An 11788-nucleotide genomic window follows, 5' to 3' on the forward strand; every position below is an offset into this window, starting at 1 on the left:
TGCGAGCAGGGTGGCGAGTCTCGCTGGGCCGTCCTCGCCGAGCAGGTGTCCGATCAGGACCAGCTGTTCGTGTTCGTGTCGGGCCATGCCCTCGGGCACCCCGGACTCGGGGGCGGAGCGCAGCATCGCCAGCTCCGGGGGAAGGTCGGGCGGGGAGCCGCTACTGCGCAGGGCGGCGATGTCGGCCCTTCGGGCGTTGAGTCGTGCGATCTCTGCGGCCGCCTGGCGGTCGAGCTCGTCCAGCAACTCCTCCACCCCCGCCGGATCATCCAGTACCGCCGGCAGCGCGGACAGGGGTACGCCCAGCGCGGTCGACCTCGTGATCCGCAGGAGCCGCACGAGGTCGCTCACGTCGTAGCGTCGGTAGCCACCGGTCGAGCGCGGGGGCTCGGGCAGCAAACCGATCTGGTGGTAATGGCGCAGCGTGCGGACGGTGACGCCGGCCAGTTCGGCGAGTTCACCACTGAGCATCGGATGACTCCTAGGAGTTCGGGCCGCGCGGCGCGCGGGACGATCACGTCCGGTGGACGGGAAGGTCGAGAGGTCGGCCCGCCTGGTTCCTCGGCAGCCGAGCGCGATGCTCCCGAGCGGTGTCCATCAGGGCGTCCAGGGCCTTTCGCGCCCGCAATAGATCCTCGATGCCGCTGGTGATGCGCAGGCGCTCCTGTGCCAGGCGTTCCATCGCGCTGTCGAAGTTCTCCTCCAGGGGCGTGTCGAAGCAGGGCATCATCTCGGCGATGGCACGACTGGTCGCCCCCGCCGCGAGGAGCCGGCGCACGAACTCCACGCGTGGAACGGCGTCCTCCGTGAAGTGGCGCTGTCCACTGGCGCTGCGGGTACTGCCGATCAGGCCCTTCTCTTCGTAGTAGCGCAGCAGCCGGACGCTCGCTCCGGTCCGTCGTGAGAGCTCCCCGATCCTCATACCGCCCCCTTGGTGAACTGCGACACATCGCTTGCCTCTCACATTGATGTGAGGTTTTAGCGTCGCCAACGTACCCGGTTCGGTCGCGATTCCGCGACCGTTCTCGACCGGGGCATCGTCGCACCCACCACTGAGGAAGTTCTTTCGCCATGAACACCGAGGGACCGACCATCGACACGGAGCCTCTCCGTAAGAACCTGTTTCGGCGAGGGCGGATGAAGCGCGATCTCGCAGCGCTGCTGCTGGCGCTCACCATTCCGGTGACGGGCTGTGCCGCGCTCGACATAGGCCGGGAAGCTTCATCGGACACCAGCGCCTCCGACAGCGGCCCGGAACTCACCGTGTCCGCCGATGAGCTCGCCGCGGCGTTCGCCTGCTTCGAAGGTCCAGGCGACGGCGAAGCGGCTCCCGTCCTGCTGATCCCGCCGACCCTGCTCACAGCGGACGAGACCTTCTCCTGGAACCACCTTCCCCGGCTGAACGAGTCCCGAACGGTCTGCACCATCGAGCCGCCCGAGAACTCCACCGCGGACATGCAGGTCTCGTCCGAGTACGTCACCCACGCCATCCGCGGCACCTACGAACAGCACGGTGAGGAGATCGACGTCCTCGGGTTCAGCCAGGGCGGGGTCCTCGGGCGCGCCGCCCTGCGTTTTTGGCCCGACACCAGGGACATGGTCGACGACCTGGTGACCCTGGGCTCGCCGCGCCACGGCAGCACCGCGACCCACTGCACCACTGAGGTGGAGTGCCCGCCCGCGCTGTGGCAGATGGACCCGGACGCGAGGTTCATCACCGAGCTCAACTCGCCGCGGGAGACCTTCGCCGAGGTCAGCACCACCAGCATCCTGAGCACGACCGACGACACCGTGCACCCGGCCACCACGGACGAGTCCGGGGCGTCCGTACTCGCCGGCGAGAACGTGCGCAACGTGGCCGTCCAGGAGCTGTGCGCGGACAACGAGTCCGACCACCTGATGCTCGGCACGACCGACCCCGTCGCCGCGGCCCTGGCCCTGGACGCCTTCGACAACCCGGGTCCGGCCGACCCCGAGAGGATCACCGACCAGGTGTGCGCCGCCGAAGCGCCCCAGGTCGACGCCGAGACCGCCGCCGAGGGTCTGGAACGGTTGGCGGCCGCCATCGGCGAGACCCTGACGGGAACGCCGACCGTGGCGGAGGAACCGCGGTTCGTCTTGCCCACCGACTAGGACCGCTCGCGCGATGGTCGAGGCTCCGTGCGATCCACGGAGCCTCGACCGCCGGGGTTCATTGACGACGTCATGCGAGCTCTGATAGATGAAGTGTCAACAGTTTCGCTACACTGCGTCCATGTATGAGACACCGCGCGGGCTCGACCCGGACGAGCAGGCCGCCTGGGAGAGTTTCATCCGCATGCAGGAAGTCCTCATAGGGCGGCTGACCCGTCTCGTTCGGGCCGACTCAGGGATATCCGCGTCCGATTACATCGTGCTCGCCAAACTCACCGAGGCCCCTGACGGGCAGATGCGCTTCCTGGAACTGGCCAAGCTCGTCGAGTGGGAGAAGAGCCGTATGTCCCACCAGGTCACGCGGATGGTCAAGCGCGGGCTCGTGGCCAAGAAGGAATGTCCCGAGGACGCGCGCGGAGCGTTCATCGTCGCCACTCCACCCGGCTACGAGGCCATCCGGGAGGCCGCACCCGTGCACGCCGAGCACGTCCGCCATCTGTTCATCGAGGCACTGACACCGAAGCAGCTCAACACGTTCGCCCGGCTCTCCCAGCGCGTCCTGGAGCACGCGGAGAAGCAGCCGGGCTGAACCGGCCACACGGCGTTCGTTCGTGGAGTGCCATCGCGGTGTGCCATCGCGGTGTGCTGCGCCAAGCCGCGGTCGTCCTCGTCGCGAAGGGGGTTCGTGTCCGAGCGTCTGGACGTCCAAGAGGTCTCGGACCGCCTCTGGCCTCTGTTTCGGGATCGCCACCCGGCGCACCCTCAAGGACTGCGGATGGGACTACCGGTATCTGGCGTACCGGTCCCGGAGCAGAGCCGGAGACTGATCGGATTTCGCTCGGAGGGCGGCTACGGCCGCACATGGGGGAGTGCCACGGCTGTACCCGTCCCGGCCGGGCATCGGGTGCGGGCACCTCCTCGACGCGGAGGTCCCTCTTCGCGTACAGCCGCGCCGCCGTCACGGTGTCCCGGCCCTTCACCACATCCGGGTGGTCTTCTGGGGCTCACGGCAACGCTCTCAACAGGGATGACGGACGCGGTAGTGGCACCGTGTCATGTCCACACCCCTACGAACATCATGCGGAGGTGTTGACGCGGCGGCACTGCCCGGCGAACGGCCCGGCGGCTTGAATCGGAGTGCACCTGAACAGAAGCGACGCCGCGGAAGCAAGGACTGGAAACATGGCACTCTCCGAGCTCCACACCTTCGAGGACCTCTTCGACTCTCCGCGGCGCACCAGCGCGTCGATCTCTCCGGACGGCACCAGGATGGCCTTCCTCCCGCCCTGGAGGAACCGGCTCGACATCTTGGTCCGGGACCTCGAACCCGGCTCCGGGCCCCGGCCCGTCACCGCCGACGAGACCCGTCCCACGTCTCCTTCGTCCCCGGCGCCGATGCGCCCGGTCACCATCACCGACCGTGACGGGCCGAAGTCGCCCTCCTACCTCATCCTGCCCGTCGGTATCGCCCCGACCGCTTCGCCGCGGCGGTGGACGTCCTCGGGGTCTCGGACCTGACCGACTTCAAACGGACCCAGCCCCGGTTCGTGACCCGGGGAAGCAGATGGCCGTGTTCGAGGCGGCCGGCCGATTCATCGCCCACCACCTGGGTGGACGGTCCGGGCAGAGCCGACCGCCGCACCACCAAGTGACCGGTCGCGTCGAGCGGCTCCGTGACCGGTTCGCGGGGCTGACCGATTCGTCCCGACGGCTCCGCACTTCCCGGAGCCACCCCATCAGCTCGCGCGTGCCCGCCGTCCCGGGCACGCGCGACCGACTCCCTGAGGAGGCCGGCCACCGTGCGCCGCAGCCCGACGATCTACTTCACCTCCTACGCCCTGTCCCTTTTGGGAGCCGGGATCGCGAGCGTGGTGATCCCGCTCCTGGTGCTCGACCGCACCGGAGACGTGCTCGCGGCGGGGATCATGGCGACCGTGGGTATGGCCGTGTCCGCGTTGACCGGGCTCTTCTCCGGGCTGCTCGTCGACCGGGTCGACCGGCGCGCGGTGTCGGTCATCGCCAACCTGCTCAACGCCCTGTCGATGGCGGCGCTGCTGTTCATCGACCTGACGTGGGGCCTGAACCTGGCCTGGTTCCTGGCCATGGCCGTGGTCGGGGCGTTCATCCGGGTTCCGGGGATGACCGCCCAGGAGACCATGCTGCCCACCCTGGCCCGCCTCGGCGAAGCCGAGCCGGGCCGGAACGGGCGCCCGGTCCGGCTGGACCGGCTGGTCGCGGTCCGCGAGACCGTGGGCAACGTACTCCTGCTGGCCGGTCCCGGTCTGGGCGGACTGCTGGTCGCGCTGTTCGGCCTGTCCCCGGCGATCCTGCTCGCCGCCGCCGCGACCAGCCTGCTCGCCGCACTGAGCACGCTCGTGCTCGACCCGCGGGCCGGACGGATCCCGCCCCGGGACCCCGTCCCCGCCGATGCCGCGGGGGGCTCGCTGCGGCGGGCGGCGGCCGATCTGGCCGACGGGTGGCGGTTCCTGTTCCACAACCGGCTGGTTCTCGGATCGACCCTGGTCACCGGGGTGTTCATCGCGGTTCTGAGCGTCCTACAGACCACCCTCATGCCCGCCTACTTCACCGAGCAGGACCTTCCCGAGTTGACGGGTCTGACCCTGAGCGCGATCGCCGCGGGCAGTATCGGCGGCTCCGCGCTCTACGCCGCCTTCGCGCTCCGGGTCCGTCGACGGGTCTGGTTCGTGATCGGCATGCTGGGCGCGCTGATCGGGTTCGCCGCGGTGGGAAGTATGGCCTCCCCCTGGTTGGTGCTGGGTGGCGCGGCCCTGGCCGGGTTCCTCTTCGCTCCGGCCGGAGGCGTGCTCGGGGTGCTGACCATCGAGGCCACCCCGGACGCCATGCGCGGCCGTGTGCTGGGGGCGCAGAACACCGTGATGCTCTCCGCGCCCGCCCTGGCCGGCGCACCGCTCGCGGCGGTGGCCTCGATGGCCGGGTTGCCCGTGGCCGGGGCCGTGATCGCGGTCCTCGTCGGGGTCACCGCGTTGGCCGCTTTGGTCTCCCCGGCGTTCCGTGGGATCGACGACCTCGGCTCCGAGCCGGAGGAAGCGGACCCCGACCCTTCCGTCGTCGAAGCCTGACGTGAGGGTGCGCGAGCCGGGGCTCTGTGTCACGTCACCGAGGGTCAACTACCCGAATCGCATCGCACTCACCTCCCTGCGGTCGCTGTGTCGACCGGCGTGGTGAACGAGATGACGGGCCTGGCCCCTCGCGTTCCTCGACATCGTCACCGTTCTATTGATGAATCGACTTCATGCTTGGGAAGTTCCTGTTGACCAGTCAACAGGATTTGTGCTTCCTCCCCGCCCGTGGCAGTCCGATCAGGCCCCGCCGTTCCCCGGCGTCGCGGAGGTTCCGTGCCAGCGCAGAGGGTCGTCCTCCAGCGCGGGACGGTTCCAGCGCCCGAGGTTCGCGGCGGCTTCGTAGGTGCTGTGCAGGAACTCGGCCACGGCGCGGTCGGGGTCGGGCGCGGTGCGGTCGGCCTCGTAGGGGAACAGGAACTGCTGGAACTCGGTGCTGTGGTAAGCGCCCTCGGGGCCGGGCGCCTGCTCGGCGAAGCCCTCGGGCGTGGGGTAGGCGTAGGAGTAGAAGGCGCCTTCCTCGCCGCCGCCGGGCCAGAAGCCGCAGCTGGACAGTTCCCGGGAATAGCCCTCGACCATGACCCAGTCCCCGCAGTTGGGAACCCCGCCCGGGTGCTCGGGAGCCGGCCGCCCGGAGAAGCGGGTACAGGCCAGGTCCATCCCTCCCCAGAAGAAGTGCACCGGGCTGACCTTGCCGATGAAGTGCGACCGGAATTCACCGATCACCCGGTTGGCCTGCAGGAGCTGACGCCAGAACAGGGTGACCGCCTCGCCGTCGTAGGAGGCGTGCTCGTGGTCCTCGGCGAAGGGGATCGCCGGGTCGACCTCGTTGGGGACCGGCCGGATCGGCGCTTCGATCCCGAGCCGGCCGAGCAGGTCCAGGATCCGGGAGTAGAACGCGGCGACGGTCATGGGCCGCAGCGGGAAACCGTCCGTGCCGCCGTCACTGCTGTGGACCTCGATCCGGTGGCCGACGAAGTCGAACTCGATCTCGAAGGCCCCCGAACGGTAGGGGACGGACGAGGTGGTCAGTCCGCGCGGGCTGACGTACAGGGGCACCTGCCACCAGTGGTTGACCAGCGGGGCGTGGGCCATGCGGATCTTGCCCACGATCTGGGTCCACATGTGCAGGGTGTCGCGGGTGTCCGTCCAGTCCGAGACCCGCAGGCTCGGCCAGCTCGTCGTCGAGGAGTCGCTCATCTGGTTCTCGCTTCCTTTGTCGCGTCCCCGGAGAGGGAACGTGGCCTGGGGCGGAACCTCGCGTCCCCGTGCTCCCGGCTCGGCCCGGATCCCGGTGATGATCGATACGGCATCCAGATGGTAGATGATCAATCAACTTCATGGTGGGACCCGCCCTTGGCCTGCGGTTCGAGGACTTCGAGGTCTACGCCGTCACCGACGTGTCGGAGGGTGTGTCGGTGACGGCGCACGAGATGGCCGTGCGGCGCATGCGTGATCCAGCCCGGGCGGCCCGGGCCTTCGAAACAGCGCTCAGGCGTCGCGCTTGCCCCACTCGATCGCGGGGCAGACGTCCATTACCATCGGCAGACCGGCATCCGTCGTACGCCGGAACGCCTCTTCGTCGACGACCCCCAGCGGGAACCAAACGCTGCCCGCTCCGATCGCGACGGCTTGGTCGGCGAACGCCCCGGCCGCATCTGAGCGGCGGAAGACGTCGACGACGTCGATGGTCCCGATCTCGGCGGCCGCCTCGGCGAGCGTCGCGTAGGCCTTTTCCCCGAGGACCTCCGCGCCCTCAGCGGCGGCTCCGGGGTGGATCGGAACGATCCTCTTGCCCTTGGCCTGCAACAACTGCGCGATCGAGTGGGCGGTACGCCCCGTGTCGTTCGACAACCCGACGATCGCCCAGGTCTTGGTGTGGTCGAGGAAGCGGTCGATGGTCTTCGGGTCCTGCCATGTCTTGGTCATGTCGGTGGAGAACAGCCCCGCCACACCGCCGATTCCCGCTGTCGCGCGGACAGGGTGCCAGGGGAGCGGAGCGCGCCTCGCACACTCCGCCCGCCCGCGTCCCCATGTACGTCGGTGAAGGCCCTGGGCGCCCCAGCTCTGCGCGGACCGGTGTTCGGTCCCTCGTATGGGCGAAACCGCACGGCCTGGTCTCGGCGGAACTCGGCCCCGCGAAGGCTTTCAGTGGTGGGCCCACAGGTGGGTGAGTAGATCGTCGAGGGTTCGGGCCTCGACCATCCCCGAGGTCGAGGCCACCCAGAACGACTGAGTGGCTTCCCCGAAGAAGATCATCAGATGCGGGTTTGGATCAAGGCTGCGCCGAAGGTGTCCGTTGAGGGTGGTGGTGGGCGACGGGTGGGCCTGCATCTGAGCGGCCTGACGGTGTTCCGGGACGAACTCGGTGCGGTGCCCACCCAGACGGGGGAGCGTTCGCGCCCGTCCGGCGCGGCAGGTGCGGTGCGCGCAGGAAGCGCAGATCGGGCCGGGCGGGCCGGCCCGGAAGGGGTTCTTCGGGCGAGGGTCCAACGGGCGTCGGGGCGCGGGGATGGGATACGACATCGATCCTGCTCTCGGTAGGTCTGTGATTCGGGGCCTGTCGGGTTCTCAGAAGCGCCGGGGTTTGTTCAGGGCACGTCGTTCCAGGGCGAATCGGTCAGGTCGTACGGGAGGAAGAACCAGACCCGGCGCCGGGACACGAACCCGTCGTCACCCCATTGGGGCGCGAGGTGATCGACCAGTGCGAGGCCTCGACCGCCGTCCGACTCCGAATCGAGCCCGTGAGGGGCAGGGCGTAGGTGGTCGTGGGGGGTGGGGGAGGTGCCGGGGGTGCCTTGGTCTCGGCAGGTCAGGTGGAGTCCGGTGCGGCGGCGTTCGCAACGCAGGGTGTAGTGGCCCAGGGGGCGGCCGGAACGGGTGTGCCGGAGGGCGTTGGAGGCGAGTTCGCTGCCCAGGAGGGTGAAGAGGTGGCGGAAGTCGGGGTCACGGTGCCCGGCGGCCGTGTTCAGAAACGCACGGACCAGTGGCATCCACTGAGGTGAGGAACCGAACTCGTAGCTGCGGACCCGGTAGGCGGCCCGGGTCGGGTCGGGCTGGAAGTAGTGCCGGTACCTGGCCGGGACCAGTTCACCCAGTGGGAGGGTGACCTCGGGCAGGCGTGGCGTCGCGATCGTGGTCATGGATCAGAGGGCCCTTCGGGAGTTCTGGTTAGTGGTGTCGAGGACGACCTGCATGGTCAGCGCGCGTATGCGGTGTCCGTCCCAGGTCCAGGAGAAGTCCCAGTACACGGAGAGCCGTTCGACGAGGGCGAGACCGCTGTGCGGGGCGTGGGTGAGGCGGTGCGGGTAGCTGATCAAGGGGTCGTCCGGGCGCGGTCCTTCATCGGTCACGTACAGGTGAGGCAAGAGGGGGAAGGTCTGGTCGAGTACGACACGGACGGTGCCGCCGGGTAGCCCTGAACTTGAGTGCTGGTGGGCGTTGTCGACCAGCGCTCGGGTGATCTGGATCAGCGGCGCGGCGTGGTGGGGGAGTGTGGTGCGACACCAGGTGAGTAGGGGAGCGGGGGCGAGGGTGTGCCCCAGGAGGATTCCGGACCGGCGGGAGTTCGGGAAATGGAGAAATCGCGGATAGGGCTCGTCCGGTGTGGGCGGTCGGGCCTGGGTATCTTGCATTCTTCTCACTTCGGGTATATCGGTGTTTTTCGCTTGCCCAGGCGGGCTGTCGTAACCGGCCTCGGGGCTTCTTGTGTTCCGGAAGAAATGTCCTTCTGTGAAAACTCTGACAAGGGCTTCTGCTGCCGGCTACGCTTATCAGGAGACTCGGTAGAGGTTTCATAAGCGGCGATAGGTTCAGATATTTGACCGGAGGGCGGCCTGTGAAGAGGAACGATGTCCAGATTCCGCTGGCTCGGTTCGGCAATCTCATGAAGAAGCTTCGGGTGCAGGCGAGCATGACTCAGCAGGAGTTAGCCGCTGTATCCACCGTTGGACAGAGCACGATCAGCGATGTCGAACGAGGGAAGAAACAGACACATCGGGAGAATGTGCTTCGTCTGGATTCCGCGCTTACCGCGCATGGAGTTCTGACGAGTGCCTGGGATGCGGCGTTCTCTGAGGGTGGTACCAGCGCGTACTTCCGTGAGGTCGCGGGAGCCGAACAGACCGCGCTGGAGATCAGGCAGTTCGCGCTGGGATTGGTGCCCGGTCTGTTGCAGGTTGAAGGCTACGTACGTGCGATCAGTGAGTTGGCCAGGCCACAGGCTGCTGCCGAGAGCGTTGACAAGATCGTGGCTGCTAGGCGTCAACGCCAAGAGCTCTTGTCACGCAAACATCCGCCGTCGCTCACGATGCTTCTGGATGAGTCGGTGCTGTTGCGGCGGTTCCAAGATCCGAACGTGATGCCGATCCAGGTCGATCACCTCATCGACCAGTCACGACAGCTGCGTCTGCGGGTTCAGATCATTCCGCTCAGGAGCGAGGGCCATGCAGGACTGGGCGGGGCGTTTACCCTGATGGAAGTACCTGATTCGGGCACATTCGCCTACGTGGAGAGCCAGGAGACGGGCTTCGTGTTGAGACAACCCGAGGTTGTGGCAAGCTACGAGCGGACTTTCGCGGAGTTGATGAGTGCTGCACTGCCGGTTCCTGAGTCCCGCGCCAAACTGGAAGAGATTCGAGGAAACCTCTGATGATGACCGAAGACTGGCACAAGTCGTCGTACAGCAACGGTACGGGTGGTGACTGCGTGGAAGCTCGGGCCATAGGCCAGGGCGCTGCTGTACGCGATACTCGGAACCGTGAACTCGGAACACTCGACTTCGATGCTCATGAGTGGAATGCCCTCCTGGGATCTCTCCCCCACCACTAGTCACTCTGGAGGTTTGGGAGCAGGAGTGGGCGACTGATCCGGTCGCTCGGATACGGGAGGAAACGCCCGTTGAGGAAGGCTGTGCAATGCCGCTGACGGAAACCTGGCACAAGTCGTCGTACAGCAACGCCCACGGTGGCCACTGCGTGGAAGCTCGCGCCACCGTGCAGGGTGCCGCTGTGCGCGACACACAAAATCGTGACCTGGGGAAACTCGACTTCTCTGCCGAGGAGTGGGCCGCTCTCCAAAGCTCCCTGCGAGCCGGCTGACCCCGTACGGAAACGGTCCCCCGCCAGGCGTATTGGCGGGGGACCGTTCGCCCATAGATTACCGATCTCCGCTGTCCCGCACCTTCGAACCCGCGAAGTCGATCATCGCGTTTCGCGAGTTCAGGTGCCCATCGGGGTCAGCACGGCGATCTTCCAGGCCCCATCCGACCGGACCAACTGGTAGACGAACCTCTCCGCGTCCGTCCCGTCGTGGAACCACCTGACATCCGCCCACACGCTGTGCTCGGTCTCGGCGATCACGTGAACCTCGACCCGGACACGCTCTCGTCCCATCTCCGGGCGGGTCGCATGGTGCGTTCGGCGGAGAGAACCGACCGAACGCACCATCGCCCGAGTTCGATCAGGCCGTGGAGTATTCGACGGCGACGTCCAGCACCCAGGTGACACCGAAACGGTCGGTGAGCTGTCCGTAGAGCGGCGCCCACGGGGACGGGCCGATGGGCTGCTTGACCTCCGCCCCATCGACGAGCTTGTCCCAGTAACCCTGAATCTCCTCAGGGGCGTTACCACGGACGGAGACGAAGAAGGGGTCCTTCCCCCGCTCCCATTCCAGGTGGGGATACACGTCGTAGGCCATGACGCTGAACCCGTTGTCGGCGGTGACCTGGCCAAAGGTCACGTGATCGGCGGTGGCGGGGTCGGTGTTGCCCATGTCGGCGTAGCTCGCGATGGTCAGCTCACCGCCGAACACCGTCTGGTAGAACTCCAGCGCATCGCGCGCGTCGCCACGGAAGTTCAAGTGCGGCGTGACGTTGATGGTCATGTCGATGACTCCTCGAATCCCTCTTTTTTTGATGGAGCGGGCGCGGTTTCCCGGCCGCAGGAGGAGCCTCACAGGGGTACCGGTCACGGGGTGTCCGCTTCTTCGCGCATGATGACCGACATGGCCGGATCATCATCGAGAATGTTGAAGCTGCTGTCGTTGCTGCAGACCCGGCGCGACTGGCCCGGTCGGTTGTTGTCCGAACGGCTGGAGGTCAGTGATCGCACACTGCGCCGCGACATCGACCATCTGCGCGAGCTCGGCTATCGGATCACCACGTTCAAGGGCCCTGACGGCGGTTACCGGCTCGACGCGGGTTCGGAGCTGCCGCCGTTGCTGTTCGACGAAGATCAGGCCGTCGCCCTGGCCACCGCCCTTCAGGTCGCCGCGGCCTCGGGCGCGGCGGACGGTGAAGCGGCGCTGCGGGCACTGACGACGGTGCGGCAGGTGATGCCCTCACGGCTGCGCCACAGGGTCGACTCCGTGACGTTCTCGACGCTGCCGTCCGACACCGAAGTGGTGGCCGACCCCGAGGTGCTCCTCGCCGTGAGTACGGCGGTCCGGGCGTGCGAGGTACTGCGGTTCGGCTACGTGTCGGTGAGAGACGATCCGGCTGCCGAGCCGTCGCGGCGGCGCGTCGAACCACACCACGTCGTGTTCGGGAACGGGCG

At 67.5% G+C, this 11788-nt stretch carries 17 protein-coding genes; 8 read left to right on the forward strand and 9 right to left on the reverse strand.

The window, feature by feature from the left end:
- Positions 1-471 (reverse strand): MerR family transcriptional regulator (locus tag K8V84_RS11255; protein WP_304073950.1); only part of this gene is annotated, 471 nt, incomplete at its 3' end.
- A gap of 43 nt (positions 472-514) precedes the next feature.
- Positions 515-922, reverse strand: a complete 408-nt coding sequence (locus K8V84_RS11260) for a MerR family transcriptional regulator (RefSeq protein ID WP_304073951.1) — start codon at positions 920-922, stop codon at positions 515-517.
- Between the two features lie 215 nt (positions 923-1137).
- Between K8V84_RS11260 and K8V84_RS11265 the strand changes: the two genes are divergently transcribed.
- From K8V84_RS11265 to K8V84_RS11280, 4 genes are all read left to right on the forward strand, one after another.
- Positions 1138-2133, forward strand: coding sequence for a hypothetical protein (locus K8V84_RS11265; protein WP_304073952.1), 996 nt, complete (start codon positions 1138-1140; stop codon positions 2131-2133).
- A gap of 121 nt (positions 2134-2254) precedes the next feature.
- Entirely contained in the window at positions 2255-2722 is a 468-nt protein-coding gene (locus K8V84_RS11270; protein WP_304073954.1) for a MarR family winged helix-turn-helix transcriptional regulator, read from the forward strand.
- 593 nt (positions 2723-3315) lie between these two features.
- Positions 3316-3651, forward strand: a complete 336-nt coding sequence (locus K8V84_RS11275) for a hypothetical protein (protein WP_304073956.1) — start codon at positions 3316-3318, stop codon at positions 3649-3651.
- Positions 3652-3932: 281 nt separating this feature from the next.
- A complete protein-coding gene (locus tag K8V84_RS11280; RefSeq protein WP_304073958.1) occupies positions 3933-5234 on the forward strand; it encodes an MFS transporter in 1302 nt (433 codons plus the stop codon).
- 240 nt (positions 5235-5474) lie between these two features.
- On the opposite strand, the gene K8V84_RS11285 is transcribed toward K8V84_RS11280, so the two are convergent.
- The 5 genes from K8V84_RS11285 to K8V84_RS11305 all read right to left on the reverse strand — a co-directional run bounded on the left by K8V84_RS11285 (position 5475) and on the right by K8V84_RS11305 (position 8869).
- Positions 5475-6434, reverse strand: coding sequence for a DUF5996 family protein (locus tag K8V84_RS11285; RefSeq protein WP_304073960.1), 960 nt, complete (start codon positions 6432-6434; stop codon positions 5475-5477).
- A gap of 291 nt (positions 6435-6725) precedes the next feature.
- A complete protein-coding gene (locus K8V84_RS11290) occupies positions 6726-7163 on the reverse strand; it encodes a CoA-binding protein (protein ID WP_304073962.1) in 438 nt (145 codons plus the stop codon).
- A 219-nt stretch (positions 7164-7382) separates the two neighbouring features.
- Positions 7383-7760: a hypothetical protein gene (locus K8V84_RS11295; RefSeq protein ID WP_304073963.1), complete on the reverse strand. Its 378-nt coding sequence runs from the start codon at positions 7758-7760 to the stop codon at positions 7383-7385.
- A gap of 65 nt (positions 7761-7825) precedes the next feature.
- Positions 7826-8377 (reverse strand): ATP-binding protein, encoded by a 552-nt coding sequence (locus tag K8V84_RS11300; RefSeq protein WP_304073965.1) that lies wholly within the window; start codon positions 8375-8377, stop codon positions 7826-7828.
- Between the two features lie 3 nt (positions 8378-8380).
- Positions 8381-8869, reverse strand: coding sequence for a hypothetical protein (locus K8V84_RS11305; protein WP_304073967.1), 489 nt, complete (start codon positions 8867-8869; stop codon positions 8381-8383).
- A gap of 203 nt (positions 8870-9072) precedes the next feature.
- On the opposite strand from K8V84_RS11305, the gene K8V84_RS11310 reads away from it, so the two are divergent.
- The 3 genes from K8V84_RS11310 (at position 9073) to K8V84_RS11320 (ending at position 10333) form a co-directional block, all read left to right on the forward strand.
- Entirely contained in the window at positions 9073-9885 is an 813-nt protein-coding gene (locus K8V84_RS11310; RefSeq protein WP_304073969.1) for a Scr1 family TA system antitoxin-like transcriptional regulator, read from the forward strand.
- Positions 9885-10064, forward strand: coding sequence for a DUF397 domain-containing protein (locus K8V84_RS11315; protein WP_304073971.1), 180 nt, complete (start codon positions 9885-9887; stop codon positions 10062-10064). Before K8V84_RS11310 ends, K8V84_RS11315 begins: the two co-directional genes overlap by 1 nt.
- 86 nt (positions 10065-10150) lie before the next feature.
- On the forward strand, positions 10151-10333 hold the full coding sequence (locus tag K8V84_RS11320) for a DUF397 domain-containing protein (RefSeq protein ID WP_304073973.1): 183 nt from the start codon (positions 10151-10153) through the stop codon (positions 10331-10333).
- 120 nt (positions 10334-10453) lie between these two features.
- On the opposite strand, the gene K8V84_RS11325 is transcribed toward K8V84_RS11320, so the two are convergent.
- Entirely contained in the window at positions 10454-10594 is a 141-nt protein-coding gene (locus K8V84_RS11325; RefSeq protein ID WP_304073975.1) for a hypothetical protein, read from the reverse strand.
- A 100-nt stretch (positions 10595-10694) separates the two neighbouring features.
- Positions 10695-11117: a VOC family protein gene (locus K8V84_RS11330; protein WP_304073977.1), complete on the reverse strand. Its 423-nt coding sequence runs from the start codon at positions 11115-11117 to the stop codon at positions 10695-10697.
- Between the two features lie 141 nt (positions 11118-11258).
- On the opposite strand from K8V84_RS11330, the gene K8V84_RS11335 reads away from it, so the two are divergent.
- The coding region (locus tag K8V84_RS11335) for a YafY family protein (RefSeq protein ID WP_304073979.1) at positions 11259-11788 on the forward strand (530 nt) is incomplete at its 3' end.

Source organism: Nocardiopsis listeri (assembly GCF_020741345.1).
GTDB classification, from domain to species: Bacteria; Actinomycetota; Actinomycetes; order Streptosporangiales; family Streptosporangiaceae; genus Nocardiopsis; species Nocardiopsis listeri_A.